Source organism: Vibrio sp. 10N.261.54.A5, assembly GCF_041471145.1.
GTDB lineage: Bacteria > Pseudomonadota > Gammaproteobacteria > Enterobacterales > Vibrionaceae > Vibrio > Vibrio crassostreae_C.
In genome coordinates this window covers 39,767-60,559 of record NZ_JBFRNU010000032.1, presented here as the reverse complement: position 1 = coordinate 60,559, position 20,793 = coordinate 39,767, and the positions used below count along the sequence as shown (strand labels likewise).

Here is a 20,793-nt window from a genome sequence, read left to right as displayed (position 1 = left end):
CAAAATAACTAGCTCTTGCAAATCAGCTCGCTAGCGAGTTCTCACTCAGAGCATCGAACAAGTGGAAAGCATCCAGATCCAAGTAAAGCGTCAGATCTTTTACATCCACTTCAGCGGCTTGGGTTTCAACCATCAACGGCTGACCGCCAATTTCTGTTTTCAGAAGAATGCTTGCGCCCAGTAATTCCTTGTCTTTGATTTTCACAGGGAATGGCAGCACGCGGTCGTGGTCAACTTGCTCGGCACGTAGGTGAATGTCTGTTGGACGAACACCAAAATGCAGCGCTAGGTTCTTAGACGCCAGAGACTTAAAACGCTCAGGCAGTGGGATATGAACATCACCGATTTCAACGAAGTACTCGCCTTCTTTTTCAATCAGTTTTGCTTCCAACATGTTCATTGATGGGTTACCAATGAATTGCGCGACAAACTTGTTTGCCGGACGCTGGAACACCTCGGTTGGTGTACCAACTTGAGCAACATATCCGTCTTTCAGGATCACGATGCGATCCGCCAATGTCATCGCCTCGATCTGATCGTGGGTTACGTAGATCGTGGTGGTTTTTAGTTCACGGTGTAGATGTTTGATCTCTTCACGCATCACGCCACGAAGTTTTGCATCTAGGTTAGACAGCGGCTCATCAAACAAGAAAACCTTAGGCGTACGAACCATCGCACGGCCCATTGCCACACGCTGACGCTGACCACCAGAAAGCTCTTTCGGCTTACGGTTCAGTAGTGGATCAAGCTCTAGCATTTTCGCCGCTTTTAGGACTTCTACATCGATTTCCGCTTTCGGCATGCCCTTCAGTTTTAATGCAAAGGCGATGTTCTCGTAGACCGTCATGTGTGGGTACAGTGCATAGCTTTGGAATACCATAGCCAAGTCACGATCTTTAGCATCGACCTTGTTCATCACTTTGCCACCAACCACGATGTCGCCTGAGCTGATGCTCTCTAGGCCTGCAAGCATTCGAAGTGTGGTCGATTTACCACAGCCAGATGGGCCAAGGAAAACCACGAACTCACCGTCTTCAACCGTAAAATCAAACTCTTTTACAACCTCAACATCACCGAATGATTTCTTGATGTTTTTGAATTCTACTTTAGCCATTATCTGTTCTCCTCAGCGCGCTCTTGAAGCATGTTTCGGTACGCAATTGCGCTCTGTTTCAATGTTCTTTCTTGGGTGGTGTAATCAACATGGACAATGCCAAAACGCTGGCAGTAGCCGAATGCCCACTCAAAGTTATCCATCAGGCTCCAAGCGAAGTAACCGTCGACTTTCACACCCGCTTCAACCGCGTTGTGAACCGCTTCGATATGACCTTGGAAATAACGAACTCGTTGGTCGTCCATTACTTGTCCATTAACACGCTCGTCGTTACCTGCTGCACCATTCTCTGTGATGTAGATAGGTGGCATATTTTCGTAGCGAGCATCCAGTCTTACCAATAAATCGGTTAAACCTTGTGGGTTGATTTCCCAGCCAATGTAAGTGTGTTCAGCATCGGTTTGTTTCACCGATTCAATGTCGCCGTTCTCATTAAAGCGAGCGACATTGCGTGTGTAGTAGTTGATACCGATGTAATCAACAGGAGCACTGATGATGTCTAAGTCACCTTCAAGGATCATAGGGATGTTCATCTCTTGGCGTTCAACCACCAGCTGTGGGTACTCGCCTTTTAATACTGGGTCGATGAACCAGTGGTAATTCTCGGCTTCGCAGTAATCTGCTGCCGCTTGGTCTTGTGGCGTCAGCGGGTAAGCTGGCGTCGCGTTGAATACCACACCATGCTTAGCGTGAGGTGCATTCTTGCGAAGGATCGGCATTGCCAAACCATGTGCCAGCATTAGGTGGTGAGATGCTAGGTAGCCCTCTTTCTCACCCTTGATACCTGGCGCGTGTTCGCCCCAGCGGTAGCCTAGGAATGCAGAAACAAACGGTTCATTCAGCGTGGTGTACACATCGATGTTGTCACCAAAGTATTTACTCACCACTTCCGCGTATTCTGCGAATTTGTAAGACGTTTCACGGTTTAGCCAGCCGCCTTTGTCTTCAAGGTATTGCGGTAGATCCCAGTGATAAAGTGTCACGAACACCTTCATTCCACGGGCATGACATTCATCGATGATCTGCTCGTAAAACTCTAGGCCTTGCTGATTCACGACACCGTCTTGTGGCAGGATGCGCGGCCATGCAATAGAGAGACGGTAAGCATCAACGCCTAAGCCTTGAATCATCTCGATATCTTGTTGCCATAAGTGGTAGTGGTCACACGCCACATCACCACTGTCGCCGTTATCGACCTTGCCCGGCGTCTTACAGAAAGTGTCCCAGATAGACGGTGTACGACCGCCCTCTTCAACGCCGCCTTCAATTTGGTATGAAGATGTCGCGACACCGAATACAAATTCCTTACTGCGTAACTTTGAATCACTTGGAAGTTGAAATTTATTCATTGTTATAACCCTTAAACCTAACCTTTAACTGCGCCGGACGTTAAACCACTGATCATCTGTTTCGATGCGAACAGGTATGTAATCACGAGTGGTAAAATAGAAATGGTGGTACCTAGCATTACCGCGCCCCATGGCGTATTCGGAATACCTTGAACACTTCGTAGTGCCTGTGTGATGACGTAATTGTCTGGGTTGTTCAGCACCACAAGAGGCTGCATAAACATATTCCAGAAGAAGACGAACTGCACGATAGCAAGTGTTGCTAATGCTGGCTTCATCAGTGGCAATACCACACTCCAGTACGTTCTGAACTCACCTGCACCATCCAACTTCGCTGCTTCTAACAGCTCTTTAGGAATCGATGCAATCACGTGCTGACGCATCAAGAAGATACCAAACGGCGTGGTTGTGAACGGTAGCCATACCGCCATGTGGTTATCCAACAAGCCTAAGAATTTCACGATCATGAAGTAAGGGATCAGGCTAAGCACTGGCGGAATCGCCATTGAGCCAACCAACATGCCAAACAACACGTTCTTACCGCGAAACTTAAACACAGCAAACGCGTAACCACCCATGCTACAAAACAGCAGCGAGATGGTTGTGCCCAAGAAAGCCACGTAAATCGAGTTAAACATCGCTTTCCAAAACGGCATGATTTCTAGCAGTTTTGCGTAGTTCACCATTAGGCTGTCGCCAATCGCAAAGCTGATGCCCGAGCCGAAGATCTCCGAGCGGTCACGTGTTGAAAGCAGTGCTGACCACACAAACGGGAACACCGTAATGATTGCGGAAACAATCAGTAATATGCCGAGCATGACCATCAAGATCTTAGTCATGATGTACATGGTGCGTTCGCTTGGCATTAGGCCACTTAATGGTGAGGTATTTGTCTTAATTGATGTCGACATCTTAATGTTCCCCTAAGCCTTTCTTACCGAAGAATAAAAATTGAACCAAAGTACAAGACGCGATCAGTGCAAACAGAAGCCATGAAATTGCTGACGCTGTGCCCATTTCTAACCATTCCCAACCCACTTTGTAGAGGTACATAGAGATAGTTAAACCAGATTGACCCGTACCACCTGTACCACGCGTTAGAACGAACGGTTCTTCAAACATTTGCAGGTTACCGATGATGGTCATGGTGATTGCAAAGAAGATGAATGGACGAATCATTGGTAGTGAGATGTTCCAGAAGCGGCGGAAGGCATTCGCACCATCCATACGTGCAGCTTCTAAAATGTCTTTAGGAATCGTCATTAAACCAGTGGTGTAAAGGACGATATTAAAACCGGTGTATTTCCAGAAAACCATGATCGCAATAGACGGCTTCACCATAGTGGCATCGTCTAACCAGCGGATTGGTTGAAAATCGTTAACCCAAGCAAATGCCCAACCAAACAGCGTGCTATCGGCCAATGCCATTAACGTTTGGTTGATAATTCCTGAGTTAGGAGAGTACATGTTGAAGAAAATCAGTGATGCTGCGACCGTTGATGTGATGAACGGTAGGAAGTACGCCGATGTTAGCCAGTGACGCATACGGTCACCCATTGAAACCAACATGTAAGCCACTGGAATAGCGACTAAGTGCTGAGCCACGCCTGAAGTGATCGCTAGCCAAAGCGTGTTCTTCAATGAACGCCATAGCCATGGGTCCGTTAAAGCAATGTGATAGTTCTCAAAACCAACGAACTCCATCGCATCCATGCCTCTTACCGGGTTCCACTCGTGGAACGACAGGTAAACAGAGAACAACAGCGGGAAGATCCCAAATACAGAAAAAATGATCAGAAACGGCAGAAGAAATCCATACGGTGTAAGCGCTTTCAAATTTAGACGAGAAAAAAGGCTTTTGTCCGCAGGTTCTATCGTTGTGCTCGCTGTATGATTCATAGTAACGACCTCTTAAAAAGGAAGCGCGTTATCCACGCTTCCTCACTTACTTAAAGTAAAAACAAATTAAAGATTACGCGTGCGACGCTTGATTAGACGCTCTGCCTCTTTAAGCGCAGTCTTGATGTCTTTACCTTCATCAAGTACTTCCATCAATGCGTTCTCTAAGATAATAGAACGTGCAACGTGGTCGCCTTGTGCTGGAGAGACGGGTTTGATGTTTTGCGCCACTTCAGCAAAAAGAAGACGGGCTTTTTGTCCACCTAGGAACTCCATCTCTTCTTGGAAAAGCTCATCGTCATACGTTGTGATGTTCGCAGGGAAAGCGGCAATCGTTTCGAAGTGCTTAAGCTGTACTTCACGGTCAGTCGTCATGTATTCAATAAGCGCCCAAGCTTCATCTGGATTGTCTGATTGAGTTGGAATTGAAAGGAATGAACCACCCCAGCTGCCGTAGATACCATCAGGTAGGTTTTCTACTGCCCACTTACCTTTAGTTTCAGGAGCAATCCAGTTGTTTAGGTGACCAAGAAGCCAAGCGCCAGAAAGTTGAGTTGCAAATGTGCCGTTGCGGAAGCCTTCGTACCATTCGTTAGACCAAGCCAGAATGCGGCCGTCTAAGCCTTTGTCGCGAATTTCTTTTGCTACTTCAAAAGCGTGAACAAAACGCTCTGATGTAACCACTGGGTTGCCATCTTTATCGAAGTACAGACCTTCACCTTCAGGAACGGTCGTGAAGATAATCGCTTGTGCCACGTCGGCTGCCGAAGCGATAAGTTGTACGTTTTGCTCTTTCAGTTTTTCACCAGCAGCAATGTATGAATCCCAATCTTTGATTGCTTCTTCTACATCAATGCCCGCTTTTTCGAACACGTCGGTACGGTAGTACATAACACCTGGACCTAGGTCGACAGGGATACCATACATATCGCCGTCAGCGCCTTTGCCTTGTGCCCATGCGTAAGGTGCGAATCGTTCTTCGTATTTATCTGCACCGTAGTTTTCAGACAGGTTAACTAGGCCGCCAGAGCCAACAAATGGACCAATTTTCTCAACGTCGACAACAATCACATCACCGGCACCAGAACCCGTTGCAAGGTTCGTTGTGAGTTTCGTGTGGTGGTCACCGTGGTTGTTCATAAGGTAATCAACTTTGATACCCGTTTCCTTTTCGAAATCAGGCAGTAATACCTTCAGGCTGCTATCGAAATCAGGGAAACCGTCGAAACGAATTTCTTTGTCTGCTGCATTTGCAGCTGTTGTACCTAATCCTAAAGCAACCGCGCATGAAAGCGCTAAGGTCTTAAATTTCATGTTCTATCCTTAATATTTTTATAGGGTAACTGGTAAATCCGATACCGAGTTTCTAGTGACCAACGTCGGCAGCAATTTAAAGTTCACGTCATGTTTTATTTTTTTTAGCTTCTGTAGAGTGAGCTGTACTGCTTCAACGCTCATCTCTTCAATAGGGAAATTAATGGTGGTCAAACTAGGGGTCAGATAGCGCGCGAAGATGGTGTTATCGAAGCCCACCAGTGATACATCTTTAGGAACAGACAGTCCCTCTTGATGCAACACCTCGAAGGCGCCAAATGCCATGTGGTCATTCGAAGCAAATACTGCTGTGAAATGACACTTACGATTAATCAGCTTCTTCATAGCACTGATGCCCGTCTCTTCAGTAAAGCCCGCTTCCGAGACTAATGCTTCATCGTATGGCACACCCGCTTCTTCCAAGGCCTTTCGATACCCCTGCAAACGCCCCCTAGCATCTGCTTTATCTAAAGGCCCGGTAATACACGCGATATCTGTATGTCCCTTTTGCAAAAGATATTGAGTAGCGAGTAGCCCCCCGACTTCGTTATCAATATCAATGCAACTCATCGCCATTTCTGGGATGAAGCGGTTAATTAAAACCACAGGGGTCCCCTGTTCTTCCAATTCAATTAAATAATCATCACTGAGCAGTTGAGTATGAAGAATCAAAGCATCAACACGACGCCCCAACAGAAACTCCACAGACTCACGTTGCCCTTGCTCAGTATTCGAACCCGCTGTAACCACAGCGTGGTAACCAAAGCGGCGTAGGTTCTCTTCTATGCAATGCAAAATGCCTGAATAGAAAGAGCCGCCAAGTTCTGGAACAACAACACCCACACTACCAGTACGACTTGAAGCCAAGGCTTGGGCGATAGAATTCGGGCGATAACCCAGCTCCTTGATCGCTTTTTCAACCTTTAATTTCTTGTCATGACTCACTCTACTGGTGCCGTTGATCACTCTAGACACTGTCGCTTGAGACACACCTGCATGTTCTGATACGTGTTTAATTGTCGCCACTCGAACCTCGATACTTCATTAGCTTGTAACCGCTTACAAAACGATTATTAAGAAATTACGTTTTAGTTGAAGTGAGTGTCATCACACTAAAGTTGGAGGTAAAAAGGCCAGTTGTGGAAATCATGAAAGCGCTTACAGATTCACTTCACGCCATGAAACTGTTTCATGAAATTATTGTTCATATTATCAAGATGGCGCTCGGTTACTTGTTCGTCAGATCAAACAAGCCCGCCTAAATCCATTTTTTGAAAACGTCATTTGATGATGAATCCGCAGCTGACGGCAATATACACGGGGAAAGTGACCTTGTTATTTCAATGGCCTTTCGAAATTGTATGAGAACATTTCACGGTAATTTTAGCTCAAAGCCTTTTCATCAGAAAAACCAGATACGAAAACGCCCAGCGGAAGGCTGGGCGTGAAATCATAGAAGAAATTAGCTGGCTCTAATCTTTGTGATTAGATGATTCCGCTAACTTAAACTCTTGAGTTAATGAGAATTGCTGTTGCGACATAGTTTCAAGCTGTTGACCGTGGGAAAAAAGCACTTGAGAACGTTGCGAGTTATCTTCAGCCAAGGTGTGTATCTGACTGATATTTTGAGTGACTTGAGAGGCAACGACTTGATGCTCTGTCGTCGCGGTCGCAATTTGATGGCTTCTTTGCTCTACTTCGTTCAGAAGATCAGACACCGTCGATATCGAGTGATTCACTTCGCCCGTTTGCTCAACACATTGAACCATACCCACCATGCACTGATTGATCTGTTCAACCGCCAGTTTAGAGCTAGTTTGCAACTGCTCGATCTTGTTGTGTATCTCTTGCGTAGAAGCATTGGTTTTGGCCGCTAACACGCGAACTTCATCCGCAACCACAGAGAAACCGCGCCCTTGTTCTCCTGCTCGCGCCGCTTCAATGGCGGCATTCAATGCCAACAAATTGGTTTGTTCAGAGATACCAGATATTACATCCAAAATAGAGCCAATACTGGCGCTTTCGCTTTCAAGCTGACCAATGGTCGCTGTTGATTCTGCTAACTTACGCTCTAAACTGCCCATCAACTCGACGCTTTTGTCCATCGTCTGTTGGCCATGATTGGAACTCGACACCGCTTCGGTCACCAAGGTTAACGTTTGATTAGCGGCTTGAGTTATTTCGGTCACTGAGCACTCGATTTGCTCCATGGCCGTTGCCACCATCACGGTCTGATTGGTTTGGTCTTGCATCGCCTCGCTCAATGAACGGCTAGTGCTTTGGTTCTCTAAAGATGCTTCTTTTAGGCGCGTTGACGATTGGCGCATGTTCTCAATCATTTGAGTCAGGTGACTGATCACTAAGTTGACCTTGTCGCTCACTGAGCCGAACTCATTATTGGCTTGATACTGCACCATCGCGCTCAAGTCTTTATTGGCAACTTGGTCGAGTGCACTTTGTAGCAGCTTGCTTGGTTTACGGATACCTTTGGCAATATTCAACCCGATCAACAGAGCAATAAGCACGGAAGCAAGTGCAATAAAACCCTGCATCACAAGGGCTTGCTGTGAAGAGTCCATCGATTCGTGATACAGGCGTGTCGCGGTGTCTTCAGCGTACATTGAAAGCTCATCAAAGTGACTTAACTGTTGATCGATTAGCTGTTCAATTTCCTGCTTTTGAAGGGAGATAGACTCATCGAGTTTGACGGTTTCTTTATGGGTAGCGACTGAGCCACTGGCTGAAAACGCGTGTGAAGCGAGCAACGATAAAGACTGTTTACTGCGGCGCAGCAAAGATGAATCCAGATTATCTAAACCTGCGACCGCTTGTTCGAATCGCTCTTTGCGACTTTGTAGGCGACGCTCTACCCCACGAACCTCCGAAGATGTTTGCAGTGAAAACGCTTCGTTGGCTTCCGCGGCAATCAAACTCAATTGCACCAACAAAGCTTCGACTGCCTTTTGTGTCTGCTCTGAATCTGCACTCGCGAGTTGATTCACCAAAGTATTATTGAGCTGTCCAACCACAGATTGAAATTGCGCTTGTCCCATCGAACCGAGATCTTTGCTATCCAAATACTCAACATAAAGCTCTAATACCTGCTCTATCTTATCGATAGTCAACAAACCTGTTTGAGTGATGTTGTTAAGCATGGCTTCCATTTGTGAACCAGCTACGCCCTTACCTTCGAACCAGTTCAATTGCTGCTGATATAGCTCGATGTTGTTTAAGACGGTTTGTTTCAGTGGCTCAAGTTCATCAATATAGTTAGCGGATAAGTAGGGTGTGGTGCTGCGATTAATGTCCAGAAATCGGATGGTTAACGTTGAAGATTGAAGTATTAATGGCGTAGCTTGCTGGGTGATGTTTTCGATTCGAGTGGTGATGTCTTTATTGCTACTGATGCTTAACCATGCAGAACCCAGCATGATCACAATCAGTACGAAGAAACCTAAATAAACTCGAGACACGATGGAAGAAAGTCTCATAGTAAATCCCTGATCTAGTGGCGAAAAAAAGGGCACAAAAATGTGCCCAAGAATGGAGTTAATTGAAACGTGCCCTAATCAATCTGCCTTTAGGGCTAAAATGGACAGTATTTACGTACTATTGAAAAGCATGGATATTCGAAAGCATGGCTCTTTGAAAATATGCCGAATTCAAAGAGCCGCTCTTTCTATATCGGTGATTACCACCAAGCTTCAAACATTGCGCCGAACGACAATGTGTCAACATTCGTTGTCTTCACTGTGTTGCCTTTGGTTTCTACATCACCCACGGTTGTGTAGAAACGAAGCATTGGACGGCTCCAAGGTAAGCCACCTAAAGATACGTTTTGAGACAAAGTGACTTTCCACGCGTTCTCTTCACCGTCATCATCGTAATCAACCATGCCGTAGCCAGCTTCTAACCATGTAGAGTGAACATCATCCCATTGGTACTGTGGACGAACGATACCCGCGTATTCAGTATTCTCACGATCTAAGTCTGAGCCAGAGTTGTCTTTGTAAGACACTAAGTAATCAATGATGAACTGTTCAGATGCAGCGTAGCTACCCTCAACACTTGCATAAAAAGTCTGGTAATCACCTTTAAGGTCATATACCGATGAATCGGCACCGTCACCGTACTTAACAACCAACTTGTTAGACTCACCCAAGCCTAATGTTGCACCTACTAGGTAGGCCGTTTCATCACTGACTTTTTGTCCTTGAGTCACGACAGGCTGCATTGAATCTGTCACTGGATCGTATACGTACTCAGTCGTCGTAGACGTATCCGCTTCGCTCGATGCAAAACCGTAGTTCGCGTAAAAATCCAGATTACCAATACCTGCGTCAATACTGTGTAGCTTCGCTGTCACGGCGTATCGGCCATTGTCATTTACGAGGCCGCCTTTCACTTGGCCAACAAAGCCCATATCTAGCTTAGCGCCGCCGAAATCTAGGTTGTTAAAGCCAGCGCCTTGACCATCGTGTGTCATCCAGAAGTAATCGTTCAAACCTTGTTGCGGACGTTGATGGAAGTCGCGACCAGCCCACATATAAAGTTCTGGTTGGCTTTCAAATACGTTAGTTACACCTGCGTACATTTTTTTCATACTCAGGCCGCCGTCGTCAGCCCAAGCGTCTGCTTCCCAGTGGTCAGCCATGAATACGATGTCCCAAATCGCACCATTGTCAGCTTGGAAAAGCTTAGCTAGCTGAACCTCACCACCATTAGCTTCGTTACCCAAACGACCGACAGAACGACCTGTTGTACCGATGTCTACGTAACGCTCATCACCGCTCTTGTAGTGAGCGCCGTAACGAGCATAACCAGAGAAGACGATGCCATCTGGCACCTTAGTTTCTGCTGTTAAAACTGCGGGTTGTTGATCATTAACATAATCAATATCCACAACCTTAGATTCTAACTCTTGAATTCGTTTTTCTAATGCTTCGATATTAGTATCAGCAGCAAAAGAAGAGAGTGAAGCAAGCGATGCCGCCACTGCGACTGTTATTGGCAAAAGCTTAAATTTTTGCATTGTATTTCCCTATTATTTTTTTGAGTTTTCATCGAACAGGGAAATATTAAGCAATGAAAGAGTTGAAAAGTTGGTCGCTGTTCACACTGATAAATCAGCTTAAATGCCATGAAACTTTTAGAAAATCCATGACTAAAACTACTGACTTTAGATCAACAGGTTATAGTGAAAAATGCGTAAAATATCAGCTTGAAATCGCTTTCATTTCATCAGTAATGGTGGCGGCTATCACGGAAAAGGGTGTCGAAAAGCAAAGAGAACGAGGTGTGAACTTGATTGATTTTCATATATATGAAAAGCCTCAAAATCTAAGGCAGATTTTGAGGCTTTTTGGTCTGAGTTAAATACCCAGTTATCTAAAATCAAGTATTCGCTAAAGTGAATCTAGGGACTCAATCCCCATATTGAACAAGGTAAATGCGTAGATATCTGCAGTGAGATCGATCGCTTTACTCAATGGCATTCCAGCACCATGCCCTGCATTTACGTCAATACGAATCATCACGGGCGCACTACCTTCATGCTTATCTTGCAGCTCTGAGATGAACTTATAAGAGTGAGCCGGTACTACGCGGTCATCGTGATCAGCGGTCGTCACCAATGTTGCTGGATAATCCGTGCCACGCACCACATTATGAACCGGAGAATAGCCAAGCAGATATTCGAACATCTCTCTGTTCTGCGCGGATGTGCCATAGTCGTACGCCCACCCTTCGCCAGACGTGAATGTGTGGTAACGCAACATGTCCAACACCCCAACAGCAGGCAGAGCCACTTGGAACAGCTCAGGCTTTTGTGTCATACAAGCTCCTACCAGCAAGCCTCCGTTAGAACCGCCGCGAATCGCCAACTTATCGCTACTGGTGTAGTTTTCTTCAATTAAGAACTCGGCAGCAGCAATGAAGTCGTCAAAGACATTCTGCTTTTTCTGCTGAGTTCCCGCTTTGTGCCACGCCTTACCATACTCACCACCGCCACGCAGGTTCGGCACCGCATATACGCCACCCAGTTCTAGCCAACTGCCAACCGTGCCCGAGAAAGAAGGCGTTAGGCTAACGTTAAAGCCACCATAGGCGTACAACATGGTAGGATTATTGCCATCTAACACTAATCCCTTCTTATAAGAGATAAGCATCGGAACCTTGGTGCCATCCTTCGAGGTATAGAAGACTTGTTTAGACTCAAATTGATCCGACTCAAACGGAGACTCAGAGCGTTGGTAGATTTCAGAATTGCCTGATTCGACATCGAAAGAGAAAATCGTTGGCGGCGTTACATAGTTGGTAAAGGTGTAATAAAGCTGAGTTTGCTCGTTTTTTCCACCTAAGCCACTGGCCGTTCCCAGCCCAGGCAAATGAATTTCACGAACTAGGTTACCTTGGTAATCCAACTGCTCAATCTTAGACACCACATCCACCATGTAGTGAGCAAACAAGTGGCCACCACCCGTGCTGATATCCAATGGCTGTGGCTTTTCAGGGATGATTTCGAGCCATTTCCCATCGCGAGTACCAAAGCTCACCACCTTGCCATTAGGCGCATCAAGATTCGTATATAGAATGAAGGTCTCATCTTGGTTATCGATGAGATAAATGTCGCTATCCACATGATCAATCAGCGTGTTCAGCTGTTGTTCTGGTGAGTTTAAATCGATATAGAACAGTCTATTACCCGATGTCGACTCTCGCCCTAGAATGATCAAGTAACGGTCGTCTTCGGTGGTATAGCCTGATACATAGCGGTGCTGCTCAGCGTTGTTCTCACCAAAGATAACTTTGTCGCTAGCTTGCTCTGTACCCAACTCATGGAAGTACAGCTTGTGTTGCTCAGTACGAGCAGAGAGTTCACTGCCGTCTGGCTTGTCGTAACTAGAGTAATAAAAGCCGCGATTACCCAACCAAGAAATACCAGTAAATTTGGCGTCAGTGATTTCGGCTTCAAGCTGCTGTTTAGTCTCGGTATCAATCACGAAGATCTTGCGCCAGTCGCTACCACCTTCAGAAATGCTGTACGCCACTAAGCTGTAGTCTTTAGAAAACGACACCGAGCCTAGAGATGTGGTGCCGTCTTCCGAGAAGGTATTCGGATCTAGGAATACTTCAATCGACTGACCTTCTTTCTGACGATAAAGAATACTGTGATTCTGCAGTCCATCATTCTTATAGAAATAGGTGTAATCACCTCGCACAAACGGCTGTGAGCTCTTTTTGTAGTCTTGCGCTTTCGCTAATCGCTCTCGCAGTTCTGCGCGATACGGGATTTGAGCGAGGTAATCAAACGTGATTGCGTTTTGACTCGCCACCCACTTCGCGGTCTCGTCACTTCTGTCGTCTTCTAGCCAACGATATGGGTCTTCGATTATCTGACCAAAGTAGTCATCGCTGACGATCTGTTTATTGGTGATTGGATATGGATACTCTTTTAAATAGCTCATCGTGATCCTTATTAAAAATAGTGAGAAATCGTCAAGTAGCGCGTTCTGATATGTTCAATCAATAACTTAATCTTGTTTGGTGGCTGGCGAGTAAAAGGGTACACCGCATAAATTCCCAACTTTTTGCCTACCAAATCAGGGAAGATATCCACCAGCTGACCATTGCGAATGTCGTGATAAACCAGACAACGTGGTACGTACGCCACACCATGCCCACCCAGCGCCGCTTTTCTTAACGCGGTCGCATTGTCAGTCGAAAAAGAGCCCGCAACACGCACGATATATTTGTCATTGTCGGTACAGCCATCTTTACTATGCAGAAACTGCCATTCGCTAGCACCCGTTGTTTGATAGGCGTATTGCAAGCAATTGTGCTGCACTAAATCTTTAGGCAGCATCGGCTTACCGTTCTTAGCAATATAAGACGGCGAAGCGCACACCACCCATTGTGAATCCAATATATGACGAGCAATGAGGCTTGAATCTTCCAAGTAGCCGGTTCGAATCACCAAATCGAGACCATCCTCAACCAAGTCGACAAAGCGATTATTCAGAGACATATCGACCGTTAAACCTGGGTGCATATTACAAAACTCGGCCACAGCGTCTGCGAGAATCAAATCTCCGGAGATAGTAGGCACTGACATTTTGATATGACCACTGACATTTTCACCATAGCCTGAAACTGCGTCCATAGCCTCTTGAGCTGCCTGCTTCACATTTTTGGCCCCGTGTAACATTGCCTTGCCCGCCTCAGTCAAGGTCAATTTACGCGTGGTTCGATATAATAATTGCACGCCAATCTCTTCCTCTAAACGCGCAATTCTTTTACTAACTACCGAATTTGTAAGGTTATTTTGCTCTGCCACCTTACTGAAGCTGCCTAGTTCTACCACCTGTGAAAACAGGATCAAATCGTCTGCTCGCATCTGATTATGCCAATTTTGGAATTAATTATTTTCATTATTTCCCTATATCAATAAAAAATAAAGGGGTAAATTCACGCCAAATTAACAAAACAATTACAAAAACAGTCATTCCAATTACAAGATTCGCCTAAAGAAGGTTCCCGTTTAGAGGCCAAAGCGATTCAAATAATGACAAACCATAACGTGATCTTTACTTCAAACATGAACGTTTGAAAACAGTACGAGGAAGTACCCATGAGTGAAACTCTACTAGCCCTATTGGCATTTTCACCAATAGTTGTTGCAGCGATTCTGCTGGTTGGCCTTAACTGGCCTGCAAAAAAAGCGATGCCTGTGGCATTTGCCTTAACCGTTGCTATCGCCCTACTTGCTTGGGACATGTCTGGCACTCGCGTGCTGGCTTCTGTATTCCAAGGCTTCGGCATTACAGTGTCGGTTCTCTGGATTGTGTTCGGCGCCATCTTCTTATTAAACACTTTGAAACACACCGGAGCTATCACCACCATCCGCAACGGATTCACTGATATATCCGCTGACCGTCGTGTTCAAGCAATCATCATTGCTTGGTGTTTCGGTTCATTCATTGAGGGCGCATCTGGCTTCGGCACACCCGCTGCAATCGCCGCTCCCTTACTCGTTGCAATCGGCTTCCCAGCATTAGCTGCGGTACTGATGGGCATGATGATTCAATCTACGCCGGTATCGTTTGGCGCGGTTGGTACACCTATCATTGTTGGCGTAAACAAAGGTTTGGATACGCACAACATCGGTGAAAGCCTGATTGCCAATGGTTCAACATGGGATGCTTACCTACAACAGATCACATCAAGTGTTGCGATCATCCACGCCTGCGTTGGTGTGATGATTCCTGTATTGATGGCGATGATGCTGACTCGCTTCTTCGGTAAGAACAAAAGCTGGACTGAAGGTCTTGATATCCTGCCATTCGCACTGTTCGCAGGTGCCGCTTTCACCATTCCTTACGCACTAACGGGTGTTTTCCTAGGTGCTGAGTTCCCATCACTGATTGGTGGTTTGGTTGGCCTTGCGATTGTTGTAACAGCAGCAAAACGCGGCTTCCTAGTACCTAAATCAAAATGGGATTTTGAGAGCGAAGACAAGTGGCCTGCAGAATGGCTAGGTTCTCTGAAAATCGACCTTGACGACAACAATCAAGGCCATAAGAAGATGAGCATGGCGATGGCATGGGCACCATACGTGCTGCTAGCGGTGACCTTGGTTGCGAGCCGCGTGAGCCCTGAATTCAAAGGCCTACTGAAGAGCGTTAGCCTATCGTTCAGCAACATCCTTGGTGAAACCGGTGTGAGCACTGCGATTCAGCCTCTGTATCTACCGGGCGGTATCTTGGTCTTCGTCGCGCTGGTTGCTGTTCTCATGCAATCTCGCAGCGCAACGCCACTGGCTAAAGCCTTCGGTGAATCGAGCAAGACTCTGATTGGCGCAGGCTTTGTGTTGGTGTTCACCATCCCAATGGTTCGTATCTTCATTAACTCTGGTGTGAACGGCGCAGATTTAGCAAGTATGCCCGTAACCACGGCAAACTTCGCAGCTGACCTCGTTGGTAGCGCATTCCCAGCATTGAGTGCAACGGTTGGTGCGTTAGGTGCCTTCATTGCAGGTTCGAACACAGTTTCAAACATGATGTTCAGCCAGTTCCAATTCGAAGTAGCGCAGACTCTGACTATCTCTAGTGCGGTGGTTGTTGCTCTACAAGCCGTTGGTGCAGCAGCAGGTAACATGATTGCGATTCACAACGTGGTAGCGGCATCAGCAACTGTTGGCTTGCTAGGACGCGAAGGTGCAACCCTACGTAAGACAATCATTCCAACGTTCTACTACTTGGTGATGACAGGCATCATCGGCCTAGTGGTTATCTACGGATTCAAAATGACCGACGCACTTATGTAAACCATAAGTCGTTCAAAAGCACTTGGCGTTAATACTCAATTCCCCGACAGCGACACCGTCTAATAAGACAGTTGATGAGTTCCGGGATGGATACTAGAGCACATCAACACCCATGGGTATTAACGCCATTTTCCCGAATTAAAGCAGCCCAAACCAAGCTCTCAAAGAAGAGCAACATCCCAAGAATTTAGGACTGAAATTATGATCATATCCGCATCGACTGATTACCGCGCCGCAGCAAAAGCGAAATTACCACCGTTTCTTTTCCACTACATTGATGGTGGCTCTTACGGAGAACATACCCTACGTCGCAACACGGCTGACCTAGCTGAGATTGCGCTAAAACAACGCGTACTCAACGACATGTCGGACCTAAATTTGGAAACCGAACTATTTGGCGAGAAGCTAGCGATGCCAATCGCACTGGCGCCTGTTGGTTTAACGGGTATGTACGCAAGACGCGGTGAAGTACAAGCAGCAAAAGCCGCCGACAACAAAGGCATCCCTTTTACCATGTCGACCGTGTCGGTATGTCCGATTGAAGAAGTTGCACCTAAGATTGAACGCCCAATGTGGTTCCAACTTTACGTGTTAAAAGACCGTGGCTTCATGAAGAACGTTCTTGAACGCGCTAAAGCCGCTGGCGTCACAACACTGGTCTTCACCGTGGATATGCCCGTACCCGGCGCTCGCTACCGTGACATGCACTCAGGAATGAGTGGTCCAAATGCAGCAGTACGCCGCGTATTCCAATCTATGCGTCATCCTAGCTGGGCAGTTGATGTCGGCTTACTGGGTAAACCACACGACCTAGGCAACATCTCTACTTACCGCGGCTCTCCAACCAAACTGGAAGACTACATCGGTTGGTTAGGTGATAACTTCGACCCGTCTATTTCATGGAAAGACCTAGAGTGGATCCGTGACTTCTGGGATGGCCCAATGGTTATCAAAGGCATTCTTGATGAAGAAGATGCAAAAGACGCCGTGAGATTTGGCGCAGACGGTATCGTAGTTTCAAACCACGGCGGTCGTCAGCTAGATGGTGTTCTATCAAGTGCTAAAGCACTGCCTGCGATTGCAGATGCGGTAAAAGGCGACACCAAGATTCTGGTCGACTCTGGTATTCGTACTGGCTTAGATGTAGTTCGCATGATGGCGATGGGCGCAGACTGCACCTTGCTTGGCCGCTCTTTCGTTTACGCGTTAGCAGCGCAAGGACAAGCAGGTGTTGAGAACCTGCTCGATCTTTACGATAAAGAGATGCGCGTTGCCATGACATTAACAGGCGCGAAGACAATCAAAGACTTAACTCGTGAATCTTTGGTGGGGCTAGATTAAGCGGCCACGATTCTGATTTAGGTTCAGACTAATGCTTTGGTCTACTTAGACTGAAGTTCAATCGGTGTCACAGCAATTCCACTGCCGTTGTGACACCGTTTAAGCACTGGAAAATAATATAAAAACAAATCAGTGCCAAATAAGAAGCACAAGGAAGCAATGATGGAGACAAACACATCCCATGAGCGAGTAATAGACGCACAAGCTTATCAGCAGCTTGAAGCGATACTGGCTCAAAAAATAGAAACGGAACGCATTGTCACGCAAGAGGCAAAGCGATTGGCCTACGGCACCGATGCGAGTTTTTATCGCTTGGTGCCGAAAATGGTTCTAAGGCTTAAAAACTTAGACGAAGTGATATTCACCATTCAAAGCTGTCGCGAACTCGGCATTCACTTTACCTTCCGCGCTGCAGGCACCAGCCTGTCAGGACAAGCGGTTTCAGACTCGGTACTCATCACACTGACCGACGACTGGCGTGGCCATGAAATTGTCGACAACGGCAATCAAATCATTCTTCAGCCCGGTGTAATTGGCGCAGATGCCAACAAATACCTCGCCCCTTTCCAACGTAAAATCGGCCCAGACCCAGCCTCTATCAACACCTGTAAAATTGGCGGTATTGCCGCGAACAACGCCAGCGGTATGTGTTGTGGTACTGCGCAAAACTCCTATCGCACCGTCGAGAGCATGAAAATCGTATTGAGTGATGGTTCCCTGCTTGATACGGCAGATAACGCCAGCGTTGAAGCTTTCAAGCAATCACACAAAACGTTGTTTGAAGGCATTATTGATTTACACAGACAGACTAGCTCAAATCAAGAACTGGCAGACAGAATCCGCCACAAGTACCGTCTTAAAAACACCACCGGCTACGCTCTGAATGCATTGGTCGATTACCACGACCCAATTGAGATCATAAAACACCTGATGATTGGCTCAGAAGGCACACTAGGTTTCATTGCTGAGATTACCTATAACACGGTTATCGAACATCCAAACAAAGCCTCGACTCTGTTGGTGTTTGCTGACATAGAACAAGCCAGTAAAGCTGTGACTACGCTATCTAAAACTCCGGTTGCTGCTGTTGAGTTAATGGATGGCAGGGCGCTACGTTCTGTCGCGGATAAACCGGGTATGCCTGCGTTTATGCCAAACCTAGATTTAGAAGCGGCGGCTATTTTGGTGGAATCACACGCCAGCTCTCAGCAGGACTTAGATTTACAATGTAAGTCAATTTTGGATGCATTGGCTGATTACACGATTGTTGAATCGGTCCCTTTTACGTCCGATCCAAAGACTGTTGCAACCCTGTGGGGCATTCGAAAAGGCATGTTCCCTGCGGTTGGGGCCGTTCGTGAAGTTGGCACAACCGTTATCATCGAAGACGTGGCTTTCCCTGTTGAAAACCTGGCTAACGGTATTCGAGAGCTGCAAGAGTTGTTCGATAAATACGACTACAGCGAAGCGATCATTTTCGGCCATGCACTCGAAGGCAACCTTCATTTTGTGTTTACCCAAGGCTTCGACAGCCAAGAAGAGATCGACCGTTACGGCGGTTTCATGGATGACGTTGCCGAGCTAGTTGCAGTGAAGTATCAAGGTTCACTGAAAGCGGAACACGGCACGGGCCGAAACATGGCACCTTATGTGGAATTGGAATGGGGCAAAGATGGCTATGCCTTGATGCAACAGATCAAAGCGCTGTTTGACCCAGAAAGGCTGCTCAACCCCGGCGTTATCATCAACGACAATCCAAACTCCCATATCACAGACTTAAAACCAATGCCCGCTGCCGACGACCTTGTCGATCGCTGTATTGAGTGTGGATTCTGTGAGCCTGTCTGCCCATCTCGCACACTGACCTTATCACCACGCCAACGTATTGTGTTGTACCGAGAGCTGCAACGCCGCCGAGCTGCAGGTGAAGAGATAGAAGCCAGTGAACTAGAGAAAACCTTCGAATACCAAGGCATTGATACCTGCGCGGCAACAGGCCTGTGTGCTGAGCGCTGTCCGGTAGGCATTAATACGGGTGACTTAGTGAAGAAGCTTCGTGTTGCCAAGTATGAGAAGTTCACACCAATCGCTAAGTGGACAGCGGATCATTTCTCGACCACCACTAAGCTGACCAAGGCTGGCCTCAAAACCAACCAAGTGGCGAGTAAGGTTCTGGGCGCCAACACGGTCGGCAAGCTTACCAATGGCCTACGCTCAGTGACCAAAGGCGCGACACCGATTTGGATGCCAGAGATGCCGCAATCCAACAATCACTCCCTCACGGCTTCACCAATGACAGCCGAAACATCGAACAACGCGAAGAAAGTGGTTTACCTCCCTTCGTGTGCCAGTCGAACCATGGGGCAACAAAGTGATGCGGGCGACCAACGTCCTCTTACTGAAGTGACCATGTCTTTGCTCAACAAGGCAGGATTCGAGGTAATTCTACCGAAGAAGCTAGATGACCAATGCTGTGGTATGCCTTACGACAGCAAAGGAATGACCGACTTAGCACAGTCGAAGGCTCAGCAGTTGGAAGAAGTGCTATGGCAAGCCAGTCGTCAGGGTGAATACCCGGTACTGATGGACACCAGTCCGTGCGCCAAACGCAGTATTGAGCAGTTCACCAAGCCATTAGAGGTGCTAGAGCCGACAGGGTTTGTGAATCAATACTTGCTAGAGCACCTGACGCTTGAGCCACTGAAAGAAACCGTAATGCTGCATGTCACTTGTAGCTCTCGCCGAATGGGCTTAGAAAGTGCGATGCTAAACCTCGCTAAAGCCTGTACCGAAGAAGTGATTGTTCCAGAGCATATTCAATGTTGTGGCTGGGCGGGTGACAAAGGCTTCACTACGCCAGAACTAAATGAAGCGGCAGTCCACCCACTTAAAGAACAAGTACCGAGCAACTGTACTCGTGGTTTCAGTAACAGCCGAACCTGTGAGATCGGTTTGTCGCACTACAGTGGCATTCCGTATCAATCAATCTTGTACTTGGTGGACGAAGTGGCGCAGTAGCTTCACTCATACTGCGAGCAATGTGCTCTAGTTTAAAACGAAAAATGGCAGCCCAATCAGGCTGCCATTTCTTTATTCGGCTGAAATATATTATTGAAATAAATGCTATTAAGCGAGAGCTACAGAGCCTTATGTTATTGAGCTAAGCGCATCAACTCTTCTGGCGAGTAGTGTTCTGCCTCTGCACCTTTGGCGATTAGGTCAATCACTTGGAACTCGCTCATATCCCCAAACTCTTTGGTTAAGTAATCACGGAACGCTTTCTCGTTCGGCCATTTGCCTCGCACGATATAGCCATCTTCCTTATCGAAATCTTCCGTCTCAAAGAAAGAAAAGTCGGTCATACCAATATTGTGGCAATACAAAACGAGATACATGTTGAATCCTTTACACTTAACTAGGGCCTGTTTAACTTTCGAGCCGATCAAAAAGCG

The 20,793-nt window shown here is 46.7% G+C and carries 15 protein-coding genes; 4 read left to right on the top strand and 11 right to left on the bottom strand.

The genetic code is table 11. From position 1 onward, the window contains the following. Nucleotides 1-22: 22 nt before the first annotated feature. From AB4329_RS10220 to AB4329_RS10185, 8 genes are all read right to left on the bottom strand, one after another. Nucleotides 23-1,114 (bottom strand): ABC transporter ATP-binding protein, encoded by a 1,092-nt coding sequence (locus AB4329_RS10220; protein WP_372052400.1) that lies wholly within the window; start codon nt 1,112-1,114, stop codon nt 23-25. Further along, entirely contained in the window at nt 1,114-2,463 is a 1,350-nt protein-coding gene (locus AB4329_RS10215) for a GH1 family beta-glucosidase (protein WP_372138222.1), read from the bottom strand. Before AB4329_RS10215 ends, AB4329_RS10220 begins: the two co-directional genes overlap by 1 nt. 17 nt (nt 2,464-2,480) lie before the next feature. Beyond that, nucleotides 2,481-3,329, bottom strand: a complete 849-nt coding sequence (locus AB4329_RS10210; protein WP_017061568.1) for a carbohydrate ABC transporter permease — start codon at nt 3,327-3,329, stop codon at nt 2,481-2,483. Nucleotides 3,330-3,375: 46 nt separating this feature from the next. Continuing rightward, nucleotides 3,376-4,362 (bottom strand): carbohydrate ABC transporter permease, encoded by a 987-nt coding sequence (locus tag AB4329_RS10205; protein WP_102398449.1) that lies wholly within the window; start codon nt 4,360-4,362, stop codon nt 3,376-3,378. A gap of 66 nt (nt 4,363-4,428) precedes the next feature. Next, entirely contained in the window at nt 4,429-5,676 is a 1,248-nt protein-coding gene (locus AB4329_RS10200; protein ID WP_017083012.1) for an ABC transporter substrate-binding protein, read from the bottom strand. A gap of 18 nt (nt 5,677-5,694) precedes the next feature. Continuing rightward, nucleotides 5,695-6,702 carry a LacI family DNA-binding transcriptional regulator gene (locus AB4329_RS10195; protein WP_009846150.1) on the bottom strand — a complete coding sequence of 336 codons (1,008 nt, stop codon included), beginning with the start codon at nt 6,700-6,702 and terminating at the stop codon, nt 5,695-5,697. Between the two features lie 446 nt (nt 6,703-7,148). Next, nucleotides 7,149-9,167 (bottom strand): methyl-accepting chemotaxis protein, encoded by a 2,019-nt coding sequence (locus AB4329_RS10190; RefSeq protein ID WP_102398450.1) that lies wholly within the window; start codon nt 9,165-9,167, stop codon nt 7,149-7,151. A 200-nt stretch (nt 9,168-9,367) separates the two neighbouring features. Continuing rightward, nucleotides 9,368-10,708 carry a carbohydrate porin gene (locus tag AB4329_RS10185; protein ID WP_102393058.1) on the bottom strand — a complete coding sequence of 447 codons (1,341 nt, stop codon included), beginning with the start codon at nt 10,706-10,708 and terminating at the stop codon, nt 9,368-9,370. A 53-nt stretch (nt 10,709-10,761) separates the two neighbouring features. Here AB4329_RS10185 and AB4329_RS10180 point away from each other — a divergent pair, with 53 nt between their 5' ends. Beyond that, nucleotides 10,762-11,052: a hypothetical protein gene (locus AB4329_RS10180; RefSeq protein ID WP_102398452.1), complete on the top strand. Its 291-nt coding sequence runs from the start codon at nt 10,762-10,764 to the stop codon at nt 11,050-11,052. Nucleotides 11,053-11,081: 29 nt separating this feature from the next. On the opposite strand, the gene AB4329_RS10175 is transcribed toward AB4329_RS10180, so the two are convergent. Both AB4329_RS10175 and AB4329_RS10170 read right to left on the bottom strand, forming a co-directional pair. Next, a complete protein-coding gene (locus tag AB4329_RS10175) occupies nt 11,082-13,142 on the bottom strand; it encodes a prolyl oligopeptidase family protein (RefSeq protein ID WP_372138220.1) in 2,061 nt (686 codons plus the stop codon). Nucleotides 13,143-13,153: 11 nt separating this feature from the next. After that, a complete protein-coding gene (locus tag AB4329_RS10170) occupies nt 13,154-14,071 on the bottom strand; it encodes a LysR family transcriptional regulator (protein ID WP_372126525.1) in 918 nt (305 codons plus the stop codon). A 234-nt stretch (nt 14,072-14,305) separates the two neighbouring features. Between AB4329_RS10170 and AB4329_RS10165 the strand changes: the two genes are divergently transcribed. From AB4329_RS10165 to AB4329_RS10155, 3 genes are all read left to right on the top strand, one after another. Then, the gene (locus tag AB4329_RS10165; RefSeq protein WP_065583580.1) at nt 14,306-16,000 is read left to right on the top strand and encodes an L-lactate permease; all 1,695 of its coding nucleotides are present in this window, start codon (nt 14,306-14,308) and stop codon (nt 15,998-16,000) included. Nucleotides 16,001-16,201: 201 nt separating this feature from the next. Beyond that, nucleotides 16,202-17,341, top strand: coding sequence for an FMN-dependent L-lactate dehydrogenase LldD (lldD, locus tag AB4329_RS10160; protein WP_048663885.1), 1,140 nt, complete (start codon nt 16,202-16,204; stop codon nt 17,339-17,341). 162 nt (nt 17,342-17,503) lie between these two features. After that, nucleotides 17,504-20,359 (top strand): FAD-binding and (Fe-S)-binding domain-containing protein, encoded by a 2,856-nt coding sequence (locus tag AB4329_RS10155; protein WP_372138232.1) that lies wholly within the window; start codon nt 17,504-17,506, stop codon nt 20,357-20,359. 134 nt (nt 20,360-20,493) lie between these two features. Here the strand turns inward: AB4329_RS10155 and AB4329_RS10150 are convergent, their stop codons facing one another. After that, nucleotides 20,494-20,736 (bottom strand): hypothetical protein, encoded by a 243-nt coding sequence (locus tag AB4329_RS10150; RefSeq protein WP_102561851.1) that lies wholly within the window; start codon nt 20,734-20,736, stop codon nt 20,494-20,496. Nucleotides 20,737-20,793 lie beyond the last annotated feature (57 nt).

Coding starts and splice junctions, on each gene's coding strand:
- AB4329_RS10205 (WP_102398449.1), bottom strand. CDS start 4,362: ATGAATCATACAGCGAGCACAACGATAGAACCTGCGGACAAAAGCCTT.
- AB4329_RS10180 (WP_102398452.1), top strand. CDS start 10,762: ATGAAAGAGTTGAAAAGTTGGTCGCTGTTCACACTGATAAATCAGCTT.
- AB4329_RS10215 (WP_372138222.1), bottom strand. CDS start 2,463: ATGAATAAATTTCAACTTCCAAGTGATTCAAAGTTACGCAGTAAGGAA.
- lldD (WP_048663885.1), top strand. CDS start 16,202: ATGATCATATCCGCATCGACTGATTACCGCGCCGCAGCAAAAGCGAAA.
- AB4329_RS10165 (WP_065583580.1), top strand. CDS start 14,306: ATGAGTGAAACTCTACTAGCCCTATTGGCATTTTCACCAATAGTTGTT.
- AB4329_RS10220 (WP_372052400.1), bottom strand. CDS start 1,114: ATGGCTAAAGTAGAATTCAAAAACATCAAGAAATCATTCGGTGATGTT.
- AB4329_RS10150 (WP_102561851.1), bottom strand. CDS start 20,736: ATGTATCTCGTTTTGTATTGCCACAATATTGGTATGACCGACTTTTCT.
- AB4329_RS10200 (WP_017083012.1), bottom strand. CDS start 5,676: ATGAAATTTAAGACCTTAGCGCTTTCATGCGCGGTTGCTTTAGGATTA.
- AB4329_RS10155 (WP_372138232.1), top strand. CDS start 17,504: ATGGAGACAAACACATCCCATGAGCGAGTAATAGACGCACAAGCTTAT.
- AB4329_RS10175 (WP_372138220.1), bottom strand. CDS start 13,142: ATGAGCTATTTAAAAGAGTATCCATATCCAATCACCAATAAACAGATC.
- AB4329_RS10170 (WP_372126525.1), bottom strand. CDS start 14,071: ATGCGAGCAGACGATTTGATCCTGTTTTCACAGGTGGTAGAACTAGGC.
- AB4329_RS10190 (WP_102398450.1), bottom strand. CDS start 9,167: ATGAGACTTTCTTCCATCGTGTCTCGAGTTTATTTAGGTTTCTTCGTA.
- AB4329_RS10185 (WP_102393058.1), bottom strand. CDS start 10,708: ATGCAAAAATTTAAGCTTTTGCCAATAACAGTCGCAGTGGCGGCATCG.
- AB4329_RS10210 (WP_017061568.1), bottom strand. CDS start 3,329: ATGCCAAGCGAACGCACCATGTACATCATGACTAAGATCTTGATGGTC.